14 protein-coding genes and 1 pseudogene are annotated in these 19,431 nt (G+C 60.6%); 7 read left to right on the top strand and 8 right to left on the bottom strand.

What is annotated here, in order from left to right:
• Position 1 precedes the first annotated feature (1 nt).
• The 6 genes from Q0X23_RS04095 to Q0X23_RS04070 form a co-directional block, all read right to left on the bottom strand.
• Positions 2-589, bottom strand: a complete 588-nt coding sequence (locus Q0X23_RS04095; RefSeq protein WP_297859107.1) for an FHA domain-containing protein — start codon at positions 587-589, stop codon at positions 2-4.
• Positions 586-2,394, bottom strand: a complete 1,809-nt coding sequence (locus Q0X23_RS04090; protein ID WP_297859106.1) for a serine/threonine-protein kinase — start codon at positions 2,392-2,394, stop codon at positions 586-588. Before Q0X23_RS04090 ends, Q0X23_RS04095 begins: the two co-directional genes overlap by 4 nt.
• A 119-nt stretch (positions 2,395-2,513) precedes the next feature.
• Complete coding sequence (locus Q0X23_RS04085) at positions 2,514-3,914, bottom strand: VWA domain-containing protein (RefSeq protein ID WP_297859105.1); 1,401 nt, start codon at positions 3,912-3,914, stop codon at positions 2,514-2,516.
• Between the two features lie 279 nt (positions 3,915-4,193).
• Positions 4,194-5,657, bottom strand: a complete 1,464-nt coding sequence (locus Q0X23_RS04080) for a lyase family protein (protein ID WP_297859104.1) — start codon at positions 5,655-5,657, stop codon at positions 4,194-4,196.
• A 289-nt stretch (positions 5,658-5,946) separates the two neighbouring features.
• The gene (locus tag Q0X23_RS04075; RefSeq protein ID WP_297859103.1) at positions 5,947-6,579 is read right to left on the bottom strand and encodes a DUF92 domain-containing protein; all 633 of its coding nucleotides are present in this window, start codon (positions 6,577-6,579) and stop codon (positions 5,947-5,949) included.
• A gap of 216 nt (positions 6,580-6,795) precedes the next feature.
• The gene (locus tag Q0X23_RS04070) at positions 6,796-9,051 is read right to left on the bottom strand and encodes a bifunctional (p)ppGpp synthetase/guanosine-3',5'-bis(diphosphate) 3'-pyrophosphohydrolase (protein WP_297859102.1); all 2,256 of its coding nucleotides are present in this window, start codon (positions 9,049-9,051) and stop codon (positions 6,796-6,798) included.
• Positions 9,052-9,407: 356 nt separating this feature from the next.
• Here Q0X23_RS04070 and Q0X23_RS04065 point away from each other — a divergent pair, with 356 nt between their 5' ends.
• The gene (locus tag Q0X23_RS04065; protein ID WP_297859101.1) at positions 9,408-10,742 is read left to right on the top strand and encodes a glucose-6-phosphate isomerase; all 1,335 of its coding nucleotides are present in this window, start codon (positions 9,408-9,410) and stop codon (positions 10,740-10,742) included.
• A gap of 230 nt (positions 10,743-10,972) precedes the next feature.
• Here Q0X23_RS04065 and Q0X23_RS04060 read toward each other — a convergent pair whose 3' ends face one another.
• A complete protein-coding gene (locus tag Q0X23_RS04060; protein ID WP_297859100.1) occupies positions 10,973-11,383 on the bottom strand; it encodes a thioesterase family protein in 411 nt (136 codons plus the stop codon).
• Positions 11,384-11,658: 275 nt separating this feature from the next.
• Between Q0X23_RS04060 and tnpA the strand changes: the two genes are divergently transcribed.
• Together tnpA and Q0X23_RS04050 are read left to right on the top strand one after the other, a co-directional pair.
• Entirely contained in the window at positions 11,659-12,075 is a 417-nt protein-coding gene (gene tnpA / locus Q0X23_RS04055) for an IS200/IS605 family transposase (RefSeq protein WP_297859099.1), read from the top strand.
• Complete coding sequence (locus Q0X23_RS04050; protein ID WP_297859098.1) at positions 12,068-13,228, top strand: transposase; 1,161 nt, start codon at positions 12,068-12,070, stop codon at positions 13,226-13,228. Before tnpA ends, Q0X23_RS04050 begins: the two co-directional genes overlap by 8 nt.
• Positions 13,229-13,264: 36 nt before the next feature.
• On the opposite strand, the gene Q0X23_RS04045 is transcribed toward Q0X23_RS04050, so the two are convergent.
• On the bottom strand, positions 13,265-15,118 hold the full coding sequence (locus Q0X23_RS04045; RefSeq protein WP_297859097.1) for a phosphoenolpyruvate carboxykinase (GTP): 1,854 nt from the start codon (positions 15,116-15,118) through the stop codon (positions 13,265-13,267).
• 183 nt (positions 15,119-15,301) lie between these two features.
• Between Q0X23_RS04045 and Q0X23_RS04040 the strand changes: the two genes are divergently transcribed.
• From Q0X23_RS04040 to coxB, 4 genes and pseudogenes are all read left to right on the top strand, one after another.
• The gene (locus Q0X23_RS04040) at positions 15,302-15,544 is read left to right on the top strand and encodes a CDGSH iron-sulfur domain-containing protein (RefSeq protein WP_297859096.1); all 243 of its coding nucleotides are present in this window, start codon (positions 15,302-15,304) and stop codon (positions 15,542-15,544) included.
• Positions 15,545-15,691: 147 nt separating this feature from the next.
• Entirely contained in the window at positions 15,692-16,228 is a 537-nt protein-coding gene (locus tag Q0X23_RS04035; RefSeq protein WP_297861161.1) for a DUF305 domain-containing protein, read from the top strand.
• A 147-nt stretch (positions 16,229-16,375) separates the two neighbouring features.
• A pseudogene (locus Q0X23_RS04030) lies at positions 16,376-18,226 on the top strand (heme o synthase).
• Positions 18,227-18,348: 122 nt separating this feature from the next.
• Positions 18,349-19,416, top strand: a complete 1,068-nt coding sequence (gene coxB / locus Q0X23_RS04025) for a cytochrome c oxidase subunit II (protein ID WP_297859095.1) — start codon at positions 18,349-18,351, stop codon at positions 19,414-19,416.
• Positions 19,417-19,431 lie beyond the last annotated feature (15 nt).

Genomic DNA, 19,431 nt, shown 5'->3' with positions numbered 1-19,431 from the left:
GCTAGCCCTCCTGGAAGACCACAATTACATTGCCAAAGGCAATCTCGTCGCCGTCCTTGAGTTCGGCGGGTTCCACCAGGCGGGGGGAGTAGGCCTCCTGACCGGCCCGCTTGATGAACACGCCGTTGGTGGAGCCCAGGTCGCGTACCTTCCAGACCCCCTCAAAAAACAGTTCGGCATGGCGACGCGAGATGTTCTCGGCGCCCGGCACGCCGGTTAGGTCAATCTCCACCGGCCCGGTGGAGGCATCAAAACGACCCACCACCAGGCGCGGGCCTTGCAGGGGAATGCTTTCGTTGGTAAGGGCGCCAAAGCGCTTGAAGACCAGTTTGGCCGGGCGGAAGAGGGGGGCGGGCGGCGGGGCGGTGGGAGCCTCGGGCTGCGCGGGTTCGGTGGGTACTTCGGGTGCAGCCGGTGTTTCGGTTACCACGGGCTCAGGCGACTGAGCTTCGTTTACCACGGGCTCGGGCGCCTGAGCTTCAGTTACCCCAGGTTCTGGGGTGGCTGCTGGGGTGAGTTCGACCCCGCAGCTTTCGCAATACTGGGTTCCATCGGGATTCTCGGTTCCGCATACCTTACACACGATCATGGATTACGCTCCTCTCTTTGCCGCTCGCGGGTCAAGCGAACGATACCACCAAAACTTAGAATCAGCACGGCGACCGCCAGACCACCGGGCCCCATAATTTCTCCCCGGGCGGGGTCGGCCCAGCGAAAAGCCGCCACCAGGCCCAGCACCACCGCCAGGGGGATGCTCAGACGCTCCAGGAGCAGCACCCCCAGATACACCGCGCCCAGAACAACCGCGGCAAGGACGCCCTGCTCGAGCGAGATCAGTTTTCTGTACAAGAGCAAGCCTGCCCCCCCCAACACCAGCAGCGGCAAAAGCCAGACCACCTGGGTCACCAGAAAACTCAGGGTGTAGAAAACCCCCAGCACAATCGCGCTATAAAACCCCGCCCGCAGCCAGGCAAAGACCCCAGGATAACCCGGCACCCAGGTGTTGAAGTCGCGCTGGAGCTGTTCGTCGAGGGGCTGCAAGAAGGTTTGCAAGGTGGCAGGGCGCACCTCGAAGAACACATAAAACAAGGCTAGAAACGCTGCCAGCGTGAGCAGGTTGAGCCTCAGGTTGTAGAGCCTACTAGCCAGTGGTGCAGGTGCAGGACTGGGGGTGGGGCTGGGCTGGGGCCCAGGCATGGGCGTTGGGATGGGTTGGGGTGCGGGGGTGGGCTGGGGCGCTGGTCGAGGGGCTGGGGCCGGGCGCCGCACGGGGGCCAGGGTGAAGCGGGCCTCGAGGACGCTCCCGGCCCGGAGCTGTACCTTGACCTGCTGGGGCTGAAAACCCTGGGCGTCGGCATAGAGGGTATAGGTGCCCGAGGGGAGCCCTTCCAGGTCGGTATTGCCCTGCACGACCTGCTGAAAATTGTTGGGGCCTTGCACCCGCACGGCGGTCTGGGGTGGGCTGACCCGGATCGAAAGATTGCCGGTTGCAGACGGGGCGGTGGAGGTGGGCCGTGCGGTGGAGGTGGGCTGCCGCTGGCCCAGCAAGATAGCCCGAAACTCGGCCACGCTCTGGGGGCGCCGGTCCACCCGGATTTCCAGGGCCCGGTTGACGGCCTGCTCGAGGCCATCGGGGGTTTCGCGTGGCAGCCGCAGGGGCTGATTGCTCTGCACCCGGTCGGTAGCGGCAGGGGGCACCACGCCCATCAGCGCATGGTAAAGCGTAGCGCCCAGCGCGTAGAGGTCGGTATAGGGGCCAAACTTGCCGGCGGTGCCGTACTGCTCCAAAGGCGCGTAGCCCGGTGTAACCAGCCGGGTGTGCTGGAGGGTTTTGCCCTGGGCAAACTGCCTTGCCGAGCCAAAGTCGATCAGCACCACCCGGCCATCCTGGTGCAAGAATACGTTGTCGGGCTTGATGTCGCGGTGGAGCATCCCCGCGCCATGTACCACCTCCAGGGCATCCAGCAGCTTGAGGGCAATATCCTGCACCTCGCGGGCTGGCAGCTTGCCCTGCTTCTCGATCCGCTTGCCCAAAGTCTGGCCTTTCAGAAACTCCATCACCAGATACGCGGTTCCGTTTTCCTCGAAAATATCGAATACGCGCACGATACCCGGATGGTTGAACTTGCTCATCACGCGGGCCTCGTCCTCAAACTTCTCCATGGTTTCGGTAAAACCGCCCCCCAGCAGGCTGGTAGGCGGTACTACATTGCGCGAGTTGGCGCGGCGTGACGACCCCTCGGGAAACAGTTCCTTAATGGCCACGGGGCGGTTTTCCTGGGTATCGGCTCCCAGGTAGGTAATCCCAAAACCACCCTGCCCCAACACCTTGCCCAGGGTGTAGCGCCCACCTTTGAGCCGGGTTCCTACGGGCAGATGTTGTTCACCCGGCATGGCAATGCTCATGCCACAGGTCGGACAGATTGCGGCATTAGTAGGTACGGGGCTAGCGCAGTAGGGACAACGTTCCATATCCAAAGCAGAGGGGCTTGGCAGAGCGCCTCCGCTCCAAGTTAGGCGCCGGTCATCTTGCGAATTTCTTCGTCGGAGGGCAGATCCTCCCTACCCGGCGCGGCCTCGGGCCCTTGTTTGAGCACCTGGGTCTTGGCCCCAATCTTGATGGTCTTGGCGGTGCCGATGCTGATGGTCTTGCTGCTCTTAAGCTCGCCTACGGCCTGGTCGAGGGCGCGGGTCATGGCGGTGTTGCCCAGCTTGACGGTCAGGTTGCGGGCCAGTTCCAGCGTCTTGGCGGCCTTGCTGGGGTCGGTGCGGGCCTCCACCGTGGCCTGCTTGATTAGCTGCTCAATGTTGCGCTGCTGCACCCATTGCATCACCTCGGGGTCAATGCGGGCCGCCAGGGTTTCGTCGGTGGTAAACTCCACCACCACGTCCATGGGGGGCACCTCGCCTCGGTAGCCCTGGCCGGGCACTTCGTAGGTCAGGCCCATCTGGGCGATGCGAATGCGGGCCGGGGGCCGGGCGGGTAGGGTGAACTCGAGGATAAACACCGTCCAGTCGCCCTTGGCCGCGTTGCCCAGGGGGTAGGGCTTGGCCTTCAGGTCTACCTCGGCCTGGGTGGGGTAGACCCGCGTGACCCGATCCAGGGTCACGTCCTTTACGGTTCGCACCGATAGTCCAATGTGGGTAATCACCTCGCTGGCGGCGTTTTCCAGCTCGCCCAAAATGGCCCTGGGTAGCTCGGTGGCCCTGAGGCTGGGGGGCAGCGGGTTCTGGGTATCGGGCACTATGTGGAAGGGCCTGCCCTGGGTGCGGTCGGTGATGTCGGTAAGAAGATCGTCGTTCCAGTCGTCGCCCACACCAATGGCGGTCACGGGGATGTGGGCCTCGGCCAACGCTTGGGCGGCCTGCTCGACGAGGGGCTCGTCGAAAGCCTGCCCGTCGGTCAGCAGAATCATGCGGCGGCTGCCCGCCTCTTTTTGCAGTTGCTTCAGGGCTTCCAGCATTCCCGCACCCATGTGGGTTCCGCCGGAGAACTGGGGCAGTTGCTCCACGGCTGCGATCAGGCGGGCCTTGTGGGCGGCGTCGGTAAAGGGCTGTACCACGCTGGCGTGGTCGTCGAACTTGATGAGCGCCAGGCGGTCGGAGGGTTTTAGCTCGCGGCTATGGAGCAGGTTTTGCAGCGCCTCTACCACCAGATCCATCTTGCTCTTGGCGCCGCGTACGACCTCATACTCCTTGCCATCCACCCGCACGCTCTGGCCGGTGCGCTCTTTGGGTTCGGTCACCACCTCGCGCATGGAGCCGGAGGTATCCACCACAAAGGCAATGGCCAGTTGGGGCCGAGCGCCCGCGGCCTGGGCCTCGGGGCGCACCTTGAGGGCCAAAAACATCTTCTGGCCGGGCATGTTGGCCAGCAGGTATTCGCGGTGAGGTTGCAGACGGGTCTCGAGCATAAATCTCCTATACGCTGCTATGCAGTTGGGTGAGCAGGCCTAACCAAGCGGGGCAGGTTCCACAGGGGCCGGATGTCCAGGAAGGTGTCCAATACGAGCGCATTCAAAAACGATTGTAGCTTAAGCGCTTGGGCGCTGCCGCATTCCTTTTCCGCATGAGCCACTCACATTTGGCCAGCGGGTAGGCCTATCCCTTGAGCGCCCCACCAACTGAGCGCCCCACCAACTTTTGCTTTTCTAAGTCGGCTTGCGGTGGGGTATGCGACTCGCCAAACTGAACTACGGGGCGGCCTTCAGGGTCTGGCCGGTTCGAGAGGGCTCACCCAGCAGGCTCAAAGGCTCCTGGGCCAGGGTTCGAAGGGCTTTGCGGCGTCGGCTTTTGAGTTCCTTTAGCTCTAGCCGCTCGAGCTTCAGCCGGTTCAGGGCGTAGTCCAGGTAAATCGCCTGGGCCTCCGGAGCGGCCCCGCCCAGCACCCGCCGACGGGCGATAAAGCGCTCGGGCTCCAGGGCTTGCAGCAGCTCGGGGTCGCCAAACCCCAGGTGGCTTTGCAGGTCGTCCAGGCCCAGCTCGGCCACCGTGCGCCCCTTGCTGCTCAGCTCGCGCAACATGCCCTGTACCTTGGGGTAGGCCTCGGCCAACGAGAGATGCCTACCCGAGACCAGCACATCTACCAGCTCGGAGGCCAGCACGCTGCGGTCGCGCAGGCCCTGGGCCAGCACCTCGGGTACAAAGCGGCTTTCTTGTAGGGCCACCCGCAGAAGTGCTACAGCCCCTTCGGCAGCGTAAAACAGGTTGTATAGGGGCTCGAGTACCGCTGGCCCGTGGTCGTTCACATCGCCAAACGGGGTGCTGTAGTTGAGATGACCCAGGGTGGTGGGGCCGCCCATCAGTTCGGCCAGGAAACCCCGCACGTGCTCCAGCACCACCGGGTTTACCTTCTGCGGCATGATGGAAGACCCCTGGCTGATTTTTTCGGCCACCAGGAAGCCACCCTGCTCCGCCCAGAATAAGAGGTCGGCCACCAGACGCGACAAACTGGTGGCCATACCCGCCAGGGCATAGGCAATTTCCAGGGCCCAGTCGCCTGCGGCGATGGCGTCGTAGGTGTGTTCTAAGGTGCCCCCAAACCCCAACCACTGGGCCAGGGCCTTGCGGTCTACCGGATAGGGGCTGCCCGCCAGGGTCGAAGCGCCCAGGGGGCACTTGTCGGTGGTCTGGAAGGCCGAGCGCAGGCGCTGATAGTCGCGCGAGAGCAGGTTTTCCACCCCGGTCAGATAGTGCCCCAGGGTGGTGGGTTGGGCCGGGCGGTGGTGGGTGTAGGCGGTCAAAAGGGTTTGCCGGTGGGTCTGTCCTAAACCCAGCAACTCCCGCCGCAGGTCGGACAAAGCCGTTAGCACCCGCAGCAGCCGCTCACAGGCGTAGGCCCGAAACACGGTGAGGTCGAGGTCGTTGCGGGAGAGGCCGCGCCGCAGGGCCCCTGCAATTTCGTGACCGTAGCGCTCGCGCAGATGAAAGTCTATGGTAAAAAAAATATCCTCGAGCTGACCAGTAAAACCTGGAATGGGGTCTTTGCGCAGCTCGCTCAAAGCCCAGGCGGCCTCTTTGGCCTCGGCAATGTTGAGCTTGCCTAGGCCCAGGGCATAGGCCGTAAGGGCATCAAAAAAATAATCGCCCAGGTGCTCTTTGGCAAAGCGGAAGTGCCTTTGTAAGACCCAGCGACGGTATAGATTGTGCCAGCGCACCTGACCTCCTCAAAAGGGCAAGCCATTTAGATGATAATGCCCTTCCACCATCAGCATATACTGCCCTGATGGAAGCAAGGTTTGAGTCCAGGGCTGGTGCATAGAGTAACATTTCTTCTTCCCCAACGGCGGAGGCCCGGTGGGGGCATAACACCCAGCCGGGTCGCCTACCTACGAGCATGTTTTGCAATATCAGGCGTTTGAAACGCCCCTGGCTAAGGTTTGCGAGGGTTCACGCACCGACCCTAGGTTTGAGTCAGGGGATTGCTCCTGAACCGATGCCAGCCCTTCAAGCAAGCCACAGCGCCACCAAACCGCCTGTGGTGGTGGCCAGCAGATTGGTCAGGTCGTTGCTCCACCATTCAAAGCGGTCTTCAAACAACCCCAGCAGCGTGTCGGCCAAAGCCCCAGCAATGCCACCAAACACCACAGCCCCAGCGGGCACATCCAGCCACCAGGCCCAGGGCGCAAACATCCCCGCGCCCAGCACCAGCGCAAGGGTTCCGGGCGCACTTACCGCCGCGTTGGTTCCGCTCTCCACCCGCCCTTTGAGCGGGTGCCAGGCCCACCGGCTTCGACTGCCTATTTCGGTGGCCAGCGTGTCGGCGGCGGCGGTGGCCAGTGCAGCCGCAAAGAAGATGGGCGACCCCAGTGCCATACCCAGCGCAGCCGGAAGTCCGTTGGCCAGCACTTGAAAAGCCCTGCGACCGGTGCGGTCATGGCTCCCCGGGTTGAGCCGACTGGCGATACTGCCCAGCGCCACAAAAAAAATGACCGCCAGGGCGGCGCTAAAGCCCCCGGCCCACAGCGGCAGCCCACCCACCAGTGCCGCAGCCCAGGCAGTCTTGGGCCCGAGCCAGCCCATGCGTTCGGTCAGTACAGCCACAACAAAGGCGATGAGCAGGGCTAAAAGCAGGTTCATAAGGGGGAAGTCGCCGATGGTTGAGGGACTAAATGCAGCGTTGTAGAGACCCCCATACACTGCCTACCCTCCCCCTAGCAGGGGAGGGCAAGGGTGGGTTTGCCATGGAAGGGCAAATCCCCAGGTATAGCCATCTCTACGACGCTGTACTAAAGCCCATAGCCAGGTACACAAGGCCCTTCGCACTTTTATTCCTCGACTCTGGACCCTCGACGCCTACAATACCTGCGACCAGTTCACTGTGCGCACGTTGGGCACGCTGCGCAGACGCTCATCCAGCACCTTCTGTTCGCCTTCCGTGAGGTCTACCCGGGTGCTGATGCGAAACAGCGAGGAGAGGGGGGAGGTGGGGTTCGAGTTCACGCCCATGGCACTCTTGCCCATCGAGGCAATGGCGTCCATGATGTCGCGCAGCAGGCCGGCCCGGTCGTCGGCCAGGACTTCAATCTGCATCACCCGGCCCAGCCCTTCCCAGTAGGCCAGCACCACCCGCCCCGAGTCTTGCTCCATCAGGCGACGCATGTTGGGACAGCCCGCCTTGTGAATCGTGACCCCCCGCCCCCGAGTGATGTAGCCCAGGATGGCATCGCCCTTGGCGGGCTCGCAGCAACTGGCCAGCTTGATGGGGACGTTCAGGTTGGACTCGAGGCGGATGCCCAGCTCGTTCCTGACCGGCTTGGTTTTGGGAGCGACCGTTTCTGTTTTGGGTGCCAGGATGCGGGCAACCTGCTGGGGTGCCACCCGACCCCCCGCAATGGCGGCATACAAATCCTCTGGCGAGGCGCTCTTGATGAGCTTGCGCCCCACCTCCTCGAGCTGGCTTTCCAGGGGTTTGGGGAGCCCCCGTCGCTTGAAGTATTTTTCCAGCATCCGCGCACCCTTTTCCAGGGTCTCGGCCCGCTCGAAGGCGCGGAAGAACATCCGCACTTTTTGCTTGGCCGAGCGGGTTTTGGCATAGTCCACCCAGTCTTTGGAAGGATGGGCGGTTTTGGCGGTGAGAATCTCGATGATCTCGCCGTTTTGCAGCTCGTAGCTGAGGGGTACGATGCGTCCGTTGACCTTGGCCCCCACCATGTGGTGCCCCACCTCGGTGTGAATGTGGTAGGCAAAATCCACCGGCGTCGAGCCCTTGGGCAGGTTGATGATCTTGCCCCTGGGGGTGAAGACAAACACCCGCCCGCCCAGCAGTTCTTTGGTGACGGCCTCGACAAAATCACGCGAGCTGCTGTACTCCTGTTGCCAGTCCTGAATACTCTTGAGCCAGCCTACCCGCCGCTTGAGGCCTTCGGGGTCGGTGACACCCTCCTTGTAGAGCCAGTGGGCGGCAATCCCAAACTCGGCGACCTGGTGCATCTCCTTGGTGCGAATCTGCACCTCCAGCGGCAGGCCATTCACCGCAATGACGGTGGTGTGCAGCGACTGGTAGCCATTGGGCTTGGGCACCGCAATGTAGTCCTTGACCCGGCCCGGAATGGGTTGCCAGAGGGCATGTACCAGCCCCAGCACGTGGTAGCAGACCTGTTTCTCGCGCAGGGCGTTCTCTTCGGGGTCTTTGCCCTGACGTGGCTCCAGGATTACCCGCAGGGCCAGCAGGTCGTAGATTTGCTCGATGGCTTTACCCTCCCGTTCCATCTTTTTCCAGATGGAAAAAAGGTGTTTTGTGCGGCCCGTGACCTCGATGTTCTTGATGGACTGCTTGAGGATGAAGTCGCGCGAGAGGGCCTGCTCGAGCTTCTCCTTGGCGGCCTGTACGGCGGCCTCGCGCTCGGCTCGGTGGCTTTTGAGGCGGGCCTCTAAGGCCTGGTAATTCTCGGGGTCGAGGTAGCGGAAAGAAAGGTCTTCGAGCTCGAGCTTGACCTGACCAATGCCCAGCCGGTGGGCCAGCGGGGCATAAATTTCCAGGGTTTCGCGGGCGATGCGCTGTTGTTTGTGGGGGGGCATGAACTCCAGGGTACGCAAATTGTGTAACCGGTCGGCTAGTTTGACGATGATGATCCGCACATCCTCAGCCATGGCGATGAACATCTGACGCAGGTCTTCGGCGTGCTTTTCCTCGGCGGGTTTGTCTTCCTGGGCGGCATGGGCCAGCTTGTAGAGCTTAGAAACCTTGGTCTCGCCCTCCACGATTTTGCGTACTGCCGCCCCAAAGCGCTCCTCGATCTCCTCGGGGCGCACCTCGGTATCCTCAATGGTGTCGTGCAGGAGCCCGGCCATGAGCGTCTCGGCGTCCAGACCTAGCTCGGCCAGGATTTGCGCGACTGCGACCGGGTGAATGATGTAGGGATCCCCACTCTTGCGCTTCTGGCCTTCGTGGGCCACGTGGGCGAACTCGAGGGCGGCGCGTACTTGCGACCTGGCGTGGGCAGAGAGATAGTGTAGATGAGGTTCTAGGTCATGCCACAGGGCCTCCACCGCCGAACGCTCTGCGGGCGATAGAGGGGTCACCACGGGTTCATGGGAATGTTTGGTCATAGCGGTTGTGGGCTTTGCCTTCGGTTAGCCCCAAAAGACACTTTACTAAGTCTAGCACTTCGCTCGGAGTCTAACCAATGCTGGAAATGTAAATCTCAAGAGAAACTCCATAAATCAGCCATGCATACCTGGGCTGGACTGGGCAAAGGGTATACAAACCCGCTTGCACAAAGGCAGGTGAGGGCAGCCCCGCCGCATACCAGATTCGGTTGCGTGGTTGCCGAACGGTAACGAACTAACCCGATTTAAGGGAGTGCTCTGGATTCAAAGAGACGGCCTTTGGAGTTTTTGGTTTTGTAAGCTGTCTTTTTGAATCCGATATCGAGAGACTTGCTGCGGGCTGGTAGACTGACCCCATGCTTCGCCTGGACCTTAACAACCTGTTTTCTGAACGCATCGGCCCCGAGGGGATTGACTGGCCAGCGATGCTGGCTGTCCATGGGCATAGCCTGGAAACGGCGCGTGATGCGCTGTGGGAGCGCAAATCCAACCCCGAAGCTTTTTTGGGCTGGATTGACGTGCCCGAAGACACCGAAACCGTGCGCCGGGTGCTGCGCTACCGCCAGGCCAACGGCTGGGTCGAAGACCTGGTGGTGCTGGGTATTGGGGGCTCTGCGTTAGGGGCGCAGGCGGTGAATGCCGCCCTGGGGAATGGCTCGGTGCGGCTGCATTTTGTGGACAATGTGGAGCCTGAGCCCATCATTGGGCTGCTCCGCACCCTCGAGCCCCACAAAACCCTGGTCAATGTGATTTCCAAATCGGGTTCTACGGCCGAGACCATGGCGGCTTTTCTGGTGTTCAGGCAGTGGCTCGAGCTGGCCGTGACCGATTGGAAAAAACACGTGGTGGTCACCACCGATCCTGCCAAGGGTATCCTGCGGCCCTATGCAGAGGCCGAGGGCCTGACGGCCTTCGAGGTGCCCCCTGCAGTAGGTGGGCGCTTCAGCGTGACCTGTCCGGTCGGCACCCTGCCGCTGGCCTTTGCCGGGGTAGACCTGGAAAGCCTGCTGGCCGGAGCGCGCAAGTCCAACGAGCAGGCCAGGGGGGCCCTGGAACATAACCTCCCGGCCCAGACCGCTCTGGTCAACCACCTCTTTAGCCAGAGGGGCAAGAACATCGTGGTTTTCATGCCCTACTCGACCCGCCTGCGCTATCTGCCCGACTGGTTTGTGCAACTCCACGACGAATCGCTGGGCAAGATGCGCGACCGTCAGGGGAATGAAGTCCGCACCGGCACCACCGCCGTGCGGGCCATCGGCACCACTGACCAGCACGCCCAGGTGCAGCTTTTCCGCGAGGGCCCCCGCGATAAGCTCACCACCTTTGTGCGGCTCCTGGCCCCCAGTGAGAACCTGGAAATCCCGGCGGTGAAGGGCCTGGAGGGGCTCGAGTACCTCTTCGGCAAGAGCTTTTTCGAACTCCTGGATGCCGAGGCCAAGGCCACTGCCCATGCCCTGGCCAAAGCTGGACAGCCCAACTACACCCTCGCCCTGGAAAAACTCGATGCCTATAACCTGGGCTGGCTGCTGCAACACCTGATGTGGCAGACCGCTTTCTTGGGTGAACTCTGGAACATCAATGCTTTCGATCAGCCGGGGGTGGAGTTGGGCAAGGAATACACCTACGCCCTGATGGGCCGTAAGGGCTGGGAGACCCTGGCCCAAGAACTGAAAGCCGAGGGCGTGGAGTAACCGAGCTTTTTTTTGGAAATTGTACTGCTGTGAACCTGCTTCTTTGCAATTAACGCACAGATTTCAACCCCGCAATGCTCATTCTGAGCGAAGCGAGAAATCTGATGCGATAACAATTCCTTCTTAGTCCGCGAGTGCATCAGATTCCTCGTTGGGTACACCTTTTCGGAATAAAAGGGCATTTTTTATACGACGGAAACAATTCGAATGAATAACTGCAAGTTCTCAATCTAGTGACCGAGAAGTTCGCGCATGGCTTGTGGAACGGTCTGCGGCTTGCGGGTTTGGGCATCGGCGGCCACATATATCACCTCACCACTGATAAGATGCTCCTCGCCCCGAAAGATGCCCAGCACAAACTGCATGCTGCTGTTGCCAATACGCCCCACACGCACGCCAATATCGAGTTCATCATCGTAGCGGGCAGGGGCATGGTACTCCACGGTAGCCTTGACCACGAACAAGTCCACCCCAAAGCGCCCTATCGTGCTGGGGTAGGGGATGCCTAAGGCCCGCCAGTATTCGGTAATACCTACATCGAAGTAGGTTAGGTAGTGTCCGTTGAACACGATGCCCTGTGGGTCCGTCTCGGCCCAGCGGACGCGCAAGCGGTGGAAGAAGGAAAAATCGGAGCGGTTCACGGTATCCAATATAGGATGCGCCCCGCCCTGGTCCGACCGATTGAATACCTGGATAATGTTGATAGCGACAAGATAACTGATACAGGGTGTGTGGCAAAAACCTCCCCTTGACCCAGGGGAGGCTATGAAGCGTTACACCTGAGGTTTAGAGGAAAGAGGGGGTGTGGGGGAGCTATAATCCCCCGCCTCTTCAGAGCGGGGATACATGGACTCCCCCACGTGCTCCGAAGGAGCACATAGCATGGTGGGTGGTCATTTTGTGGTATCATGTGCATGTGCTTGAAGAGCGCACCACACGTCACAGCTATTACAACCTGAATTACCATCTGGTGTTCACCCCCAAGTACCGCAGACATGCCTTCTTTGGCGAGGTGCGCGAACGGCTGATGCAGGTGTTGCGGGAGACGTGCTTGATGAGGGACTGGGTAGTGCTGGGGATGGAGGTCATGCCTGACCACGTGCATTTGTTCCTCTCCGTGCCGCCCAAGTGGCCGCCCTCGGACGTGGCGAAGATTCTGAAAGGCGTATCGGCTCGGCGCATCCTGCAAGAGTTCCCGAAGCTACGGCGGGGCAAGGGCGGCGGTCATTTGTGGACGCCCTCCTTCTACGTGGGCAGCGCCGGGAATATCTCAGCCCAGACTATTCAGCGCTACATCGAGTTGCAACGCAAGCATCAGGTGGACGATGACTAGAAAGGCGTTCAAGTACCGCCTGTACCCCACCCAGCCCCAGGCCCGCGACCTGGAGCGCACCCTCGCGCTGTGCCGCCACCTCTACAACGCGGCTTTGCAAGAGCGTAGGGATGCCTACAAGAAGGCCGGGAGGACGGTGGGCTTCTACGAACAGAAGCGCTCCTTGCCAGAGATACGGGCTGACCTGCCGGAGTACAAGCACATTCATTCCCAGGTCTTGCAGAACGTCATTGAGCGGGTGGACAAAGCCTTCCAGGGCTTCTTCCGTAGGGTTAAGGCGGGACAGAAAGCGGGATACCCCCGCTTCAAGGGGCAGGGGCGCTACGACTCGTTCACCTTCCCCCAGGCCAGCACCACCGGGGTAAAGCTTCAGGAGGGCGGGAAGCGGGTGCTCCTCCACGGCATCGGCTCGGTGAAGGTCAAGCTGCACCGGCCCCTTGAGGGGAAACTGAAGACCGCCACGCTGAAGCGGGAAGGCGAACATTGGTACATCGTTTTCAGTTGCGAAGTAGACCCTCAACCGCTTCCTGAAAACCAAGAGGCCATCGGGATAGACCTGGGCACCAACCCCCACTTCCTCGTCACCTCGGAGGGGGAGATGGTCGAGGCCCCTCGGTACTTCCAGAAGGCGCAGGCCAAACTAGCCCGCACCCAGCGGTTCGTGACGAAGAAGCGGCGGGGTTCCAACCGACGCAGGAAGCTCAAAATGCGCCTGGCCCGGCTGCACCGCAAAGTAGCCAACCAGCGCAAAGACTTCCACCACAAGCTGGCCCGGAACCTGGTCAACCGGTATGGCACCGTCGTCCACGAAGACCTGAACGTCATCGGCCTGGCCCGCTCCCGCACTGCCAAAGGGGTGCAGGACGCGGGGTGGGCGCAGTTTCTTGCAATCCTCGCCTACAAAGCGGAAGAAGCTGGTAGGCGGGTCGTGGGGGTTGATCCCAAACACACCAGCCAGGACTGCCCGGTGTGTGGGCACCGGGAGAAGAGGCCCTTGTGGGTCAGGGAGTTCACCTGCCCCGCTTGTGGGGCCTCTCTTCACCGGGATGTGGCTGCGGCCATCAACGTCCTGGCACGGTTGGGGCGTGCACCCGACCGCAGATGGGCTCGGACGGAGCCTGCGGGGATGGGTACGGCAAGGGCCGTCCCGTGAGAACCGCGAAGCCCCGCTCTTCAGAGCGGGGAGTCGTCACCCTTCCAATCCCCCCACATCCCAGTGCTCGGGCGAGCGCCAGAGGTTGGAAATCAGGAGCTCGCGCATGGCCAGGAATTCTTTGGGCATCCGCTCGTAGAGCTTGATGAAGAGTTCTTCGTGGGAGAGGATTTCCTTGAGCCACAGGTCGCGATCAATGGCCATTAGCTCCTGGAACTGCTCCTTGCTGAAGTCCAGGCCGCGCCAGTCCAGGCTTTCGTAATGAGGCACGTAGCCCAAAGGGCTCTCGGTAGCGTAGCCGCGCCCGTTTGCGCGATCCACAATCCACTTCAGCACGCGCATATTTTCGCCATAGCCGGGCCACAGGTAGTTGCCATCCTTATCCTTGCGGAACCAGTTCACGCTGAAGATGCGGGGTGGGTCTACCACCCGGCGGCCCATATCCAGCCAGTGGTTGAAATAGCTGGCCATGTGGTAGCCGATAAAAGGCAGCATGGCGAAGGGGTCGCGGCGCACCTCACCGATCTGCCCAAAGGCGGCGGCGGTCATTTCCGAGCCCATGGTGGCTCCCAGGTAGACCCCAAACGACCAGTTGAAGCTCTGATAGACCAGCGGTACCACCGTGGCGCGGCGCCCGCCGAAGATAAAGGCTTTGATGGGAACGCCCCTGGGATTTTCCCACTCGGGATCAATAACCGGGTTCTGGCTGGCCGGGGCGGTAAAGCGGGCGTTGGGGTGGGCGGCCTTGCGGCCACAATCGGGGGTCCACTCGTTGCCCTGCCAGTCAATGGCCTTGGCCGGGGGTGGGCCGTCCATGCCTTCCCACCACACATCGCCCTCTGGCGTCAGGGCCACATTGGTGAAGATGGTGTTGGCCTTGATTGACTCCATGGCGTTGGGGTTGGTGGCATAGGAGGTGCCGGGGGCCACGCCAAAGTAGCCCGCTTCGGGGTTGATGGCATAAAGGCGCCCATCGGGGCCGGGTTTGATCCAGGCGATATCGTCGCCCACGGTCGTGACCTTCCAACCCTCTTCCTGGAAGGGCTTGGGCGGGATTAGCATGGCGAAGTTGGTCTTGCCGCAGGCCGAGGGGAAGGCAGCGGCCACATAGGTCTTCTGGCCTTTGGGGTCTTCGACCCCCAGGATCAGCATGTGTTCGGCCAACCAGCCCTCGTCACGTCCAATCACGCTGGCAATGCGCAAGGCCAGGCATTTTTTGCCCAAGAGGGCATTCCCACCGTACCCCGAGCCATAGCTCCAGATGCTGCGCTCCTCGGGGAAGTGCACGATGTATTTGACCTTGGGGTTGCAGGGCCAGGGGATGTCCTTCTGACCGGGTTCCAGAGGCATTCCTACGGTATGCATGCAGGGTACAAAGTCGCCATCCTCGCCCAGCACGTCGTAAACAGCCTTGCCCATGCGGGTCATGATCTTCATGTTGACCACCACATAGGCCGAGTCGGTGATCTCGATGCCGATATAGCTAATGGGAGAACCCAGCGGTCCCATGCTGAAGGGGATTACATACATGGTACGGCCCCGCATGCAGCCATCGAACAAGCCCTGCAAGGTGGCGTGCATTTCTTTGGGATTGACCCAGTTGTTGGTAGGACCGGCGTCTTCTTTGTTGATGGAGCAAATAAAGGTGCGATCTTCCACCCGTGCGACGTCGCTGGGATCGGAGCGGGCCAGGAAGCTGTTGGGGCGCAACTGAGGGTTGAGGCGGATGAATGTTCCGGCTTCGACTAGCTGGTCGCACAAGGCGTTGTACTCTTCCTCGGAGCCGTCGCAGAAGTGAACAGCATCGGGCTTGCACAAAGCAACTGCCTCAGCGATCCAGTTCCTGACGCGTTCGCTCTTGATGTAAGGGGGGAACTCGAGGTTTGGCATATTGCCCTTAACTCTAACGGTAGTTCCTGGATATTTCACGGGAATTTGGATTCCTCCTCGGGCAGGCTGGCGACTTTGATAAATCTCTCACTGGCCTTCGCAATCAGTCTCTACTAAGCGCCCTCAACCCAGTAGGGGCAATCGCCCCGGTTTGAGCCAACCGGCAGGGCCTAAACTAAGTTCATGAAAATCCGCTTGCGGGAGAATGGGTCGCTGGTGCTGGATTTGCCTGAAGGCACAAAATTTGTCCTCAATGGGGAAGAACGGGTGCTCGAGCGCGCTAAACTAGCCCTGTGCCGCTGTGGTCACTCAGAAAACAAGCCCTTTTGCGATGGCAGCCACAAACGGGTAGGTTTTGAGGCAGCAGCCGGAGAAATAGAGCTTGTTAGTGTAGTATTGACTCCTGAATCTGGAGAGGAGCTATAATCGCGCCTCCAGCATAGCCTTTTCTCTAACTTTGCTGAAACCAGATAAGCCTCACCTGGCTAAAACAAACCCATGCAACGACCCGCGCCCACACCACGCCGATACCCCTTGCCCCTTTGGGGCATTTGGGGACTGGTCCTTATTGTGATGGGCCTCCTGCTGGCCCAACCCCTCGGCCCCGAGGGTCGCTTTGCCCTGAAGATGATTCCCCACCATGCCCAGGCGGTAGAGCTGGCCAGGATTTTTGAGCGTCGAACCGCCGACGAAAACCTGCGCTACTTTGCCCTGGATGTGGCCCAGACCCAGCAGGCCCAGATGGCCCAGATGCGAGGCTGGCTACCCTGGTGGCGACAACTCACGGTTAGCTTTGAGCGCCCCAGTGCCCAAGCCGCCGCCGCAATGGGCATGGCGTCTCCGCAAGAGATTGCCGAACTGCTGGCCCTACAAGGCCGCGCTGCCGAGACCCGGTTTCTGCAACTGATGATTCGCCACCACCAGGGCGCTTTGCCCATGATCGAGCAGGGCCTGGCCGAGGTTAAAACAGGGGGCCTCCCACGAGACCTGATTGAAGCCATGGGCCAAAGCCAGGTTGGCGAAATTCAGACCATGGAACGCTGGCTCACCGAGCGTGGGGAAGAGAAACTGCCCTTTGACCCAAGCGCCATGCCCGGCCACGGGCACTGAGACAATCGTGCGAGCCGTCCGCTTGTTTGATCTTTCGGCATACGGCTTTTGTTTTTCAGCCCGCAATTAGGGACAATTGTCCTTATGGAGGTTCTGGAGTGATTCTGGCAGAATAAAGTTCATACCCCATAGGGGGGACTTTTTCTTATGACCAACCGACGCTTTACTGCTTACGCCTGGGGTTTGGTGATTTTTACCCTGGTGGTCATCCTGTGGGGCGATGTGGTGCAGGCCACCGGCTCCGGAGATGGCTGTGGGGCGCACTGGCCAACCTGTAATGGTGAAGTGCTGCCCGCTTTTCGGGGCCTCGAGACCTTCATCGAGTTTTTCCACCGGATCACCAGTGGCCTCTCGCTGCTCCTGACAATTGGGCTTCTGGTCTGGTCGCGCCGGGCTTTTCCCAAAGGCCACCTGGCCCGCTTGGGGGCCGGTCTGGCCATGCTTTTCATGATTACCGAAAGCCTGGTGGGAGCGGGACTGGTGCTCTTTCGACTGGTAGGGCAGGATGCTAGCATTGCCCGGGCCGTCATTGCCCCCATTCACCTCATCAACACCCTTTTTCTGATTGGCTCCCTAACCCTTGCGGCGTGGTGGTCGATTCATCCAGAGCACCGGCCAGTCTGGAAAGGGCAGGGCGTGTTGGGCTGGGCGTTGGGTTTGGGCTTTGTGGGGATTCTGGGGGTAGCGGCCTCGGGGGCGCTGACCTCGTTGGGCGATGCCCTGTTTCCGGTGCGCAACACCGCCGAGGCGGTGGGCCGCGCGCTCACCCCTGGCGAGCACTTTCTGGTGCAACTTCGCATCTACCATCCTTTCATTGCGGTGATGGTGAGTGTGTATGTGGTCTTGGTTGCCAATTTGGTGGCGACTCTTCGACCCAGCACCTACACCAAATTGTTTGCTCGGATGGCCGGGGTGGTGTTCATTTTGCAACTGGGCATGGGCTACCTCAACGTGCACCAGGCGGCGCCGCTTTACACCCAGTTGCCCCATCTTTTGCTTTCCGATGCGGTCTGGCTTACCTGGTTGTTGCTTACGGTTTCGGCGCTGAGCCTGGGCTATCGTGCTACTCCGGCCAGGGTTCCTACACCTGAAGCAAGGTAAACTGATATGGTGGTTTCTGTTGCCAATCCCGAACGCGCAACCTGGCGCGATTATTTCTGGTTGACCAAGCCCCGCGTAATTAGCTTGCTCCTTTTCACCACCCTGATGGCCATGTTCATTGCGGCGGGTGGCTGGCCGGGTCTGGGCTTGTTTGTGGTGGTGTTGTTGGGCGGATACATGGCCGCGGGTTCAGCCAACGCCTTCAACATGGTCATTGACCGTGACATTGACGGCCGCATGAAGCGCACCGCCCAGCGCCCTACCGTCACCCACAAGATTAGTACCCGCGATGCCGCCCTTTTTGCCACGGCCCTGATGGTGCTCTCTTTTCTGCTGCTGTGGTGGGGCGCTAACCTGACCACCGCGCTGCTGGCTATGGCGGGGTTGGGTTGGTATGTGCTTATCTACACCCTCTACATGAAGCGCCGCTTCTGGAGCAACATTGTGATTGGCGGCGCTGCCGGTGCTTTCCCGCCTCTGGTGGGTTGGGCTGCGGTAACGGGCGAGCTGAACCTATTTGCCTGGTATCTGTTTCTGCTCGTTTTCTTCTGGACACCTGTGCACTTTTGGGCGCTGGCCCTCATGATCAAAGACGACTACGCCGCGGTGGGCATTCCCATGCTGCCGGTGGTGCGGGGGGAGCGAGAAACGGCCTATCAGATCGGGCTCTACGCCATTCTGACCGTGGTTATTGCCCTGATTCCGGTTTTGATGGGCGAGCTGCGCTGGTTTTATCTGGTGGCAGCGCTGGTGCTGAATGGGTTGCTTTTGGTGCGGAGCTTACGCCTATACCAGACCCTCGAGCGCGCCTGGACGCTCTCGCTTTACAAATACTCCATGTTATACCTGGCATTACTTTTTGTTGCGATGGCCATAGACCGTGCCTTGTGGATGTAGTTACAATACCCTAGCGGGGTAAGATACGCCCTCGGCAAAATCCCGGAATGTTTCCAAATAATAAATGTTTCCAAATAATATGCGCTAGAATGACCGAGTACAACCAACGGAGGATGCTAGGAATGCTACAACGAAGTATAAGTTTGATAGTTCTTCTAATGCTGGGCCTGGTGCTGGCGGCTGAGCCGGGTCAAGCAGGGGGACACACCCTCAACATCCTGGATCGGGATGCTTCGGCGTTCAACCGGGAAGTTTGGGGCTTGTTGGCTTGGGTGATGGGTTTTGCGGCCCTGGTGTTCGTGGTGGTTACGGGGGCGCTGGTCTACGTGACCGTTAAGTTCCGCCGCACCGGCCAGGAGACCGCCGAGCCCGAGCAGACCCACGGCAACGACCGCCTCGAGGTGGCCTGGACGGTCATTCCTACCGTCATCGTCTTGATCATTTTTGGCCTTACCGCCCAGAGCATGTTCAAGCTCGATCGTCCCACCCCAGGCGCTATGGTGGTGGAGGTACGCGCGTGGCAGTTCTGGTGGGACTTCAACTACAAAGAGCAGGGGGTTCGCAACTCCAACGAACTCATTTTGCCGGTAGGCAAGCCGGTGCGCTTTGAGATTACGGGCGGCGACGGCACCAACTACGATGTCATCCACTCCTTCCGCATCACCAGCATGGTGGGGGCTCGAGACGCCATACCGGGGGTCGTTACGCATATCGAAGTGACCCCGGAGAAAATCGGTACTTACTACGGCCAGTGCGTGGAGCTATGTGGGGCTTCGCATGCCAACATGCGCTTTAGGGTCAAGGTGGTGCCCCAGGAAGAGTTCGACCGCTGGATTGAGGGGGCCAAAGCCTACCAGGCCGCCGCTCCGAGCGACCCAACCCTGGTGCGGGGCGAGACCTTGTACAAACAGCAATGCGCGGCCTGCCACGCCCTGAAAGGTGTTTCGCAGGGGCTTCCCAGCAACCCCGACCTCACCTTCTTTGGTAACCGTACCACGGTGGGCGCCGGGATGTGGCCGAACAAGCCGGAGTACCTCGAGCCCTGGATCAAAAACTCCCCCGGCATGAAGCCTGGCATCAAGATGCCTGCCTTCCTCAACCTTTCCGACGACGACGTGAAGGCCATTGCGGCTTACCTGATGAGCCACAAAGTGGATGGTCTCGACTTTAGCAAACTGGAGAAGTTCTAACGGGAGGATTGAATA

The sequence above is a fragment of the Meiothermus sp. genome, from assembly GCF_026004115.1.
Classification (GTDB): Bacteria; Deinococcota; Deinococci; order Deinococcales; family Thermaceae; genus Meiothermus.
Note: the sequence above shows the minus strand (reverse complement) of the source record. Positions and strands in the feature narration are given on the sequence as shown.

Bases quoted from the DNA above. Each gene is read 5' to 3' on its own strand.
- Q0X23_RS04095 (WP_297859107.1), bottom strand. From the start codon at position 589: ATGATCGTGTGTAAGGTATGCGGAACCGAGAATCCCGATGGAACCCAG.
- Q0X23_RS04090 (WP_297859106.1), bottom strand. From the start codon at position 2,394: ATGCCGGGTGAACAACATCTGCCCGTAGGAACCCGGCTCAAAGGTGGG.
- Q0X23_RS04085 (WP_297859105.1), bottom strand. From the start codon at position 3,914: ATGCTCGAGACCCGTCTGCAACCTCACCGCGAATACCTGCTGGCCAAC.
- Q0X23_RS04075 (WP_297859103.1), bottom strand. From the start codon at position 6,579: ATGAACCTGCTTTTAGCCCTGCTCATCGCCTTTGTTGTGGCTGTACTG.
- Q0X23_RS04070 (WP_297859102.1), bottom strand. From the start codon at position 9,051: ATGACCAAACATTCCCATGAACCCGTGGTGACCCCTCTATCGCCCGCA.
- Q0X23_RS04065 (WP_297859101.1), top strand. From the start codon at position 9,408: ATGCTTCGCCTGGACCTTAACAACCTGTTTTCTGAACGCATCGGCCCC.
- Q0X23_RS04050 (WP_297859098.1), top strand. From the start codon at position 12,068: ATGACTAGAAAGGCGTTCAAGTACCGCCTGTACCCCACCCAGCCCCAG.
- Q0X23_RS04045 (WP_297859097.1), bottom strand. From the start codon at position 15,118: ATGCCAAACCTCGAGTTCCCCCCTTACATCAAGAGCGAACGCGTCAGG.
- Q0X23_RS04040 (WP_297859096.1), top strand. From the start codon at position 15,302: ATGAAAATCCGCTTGCGGGAGAATGGGTCGCTGGTGCTGGATTTGCCT.
- Q0X23_RS04035 (WP_297861161.1), top strand. From the start codon at position 15,692: ATGGGCCTCCTGCTGGCCCAACCCCTCGGCCCCGAGGGTCGCTTTGCC.
- coxB (WP_297859095.1), top strand. From the start codon at position 18,349: ATGCTACAACGAAGTATAAGTTTGATAGTTCTTCTAATGCTGGGCCTG.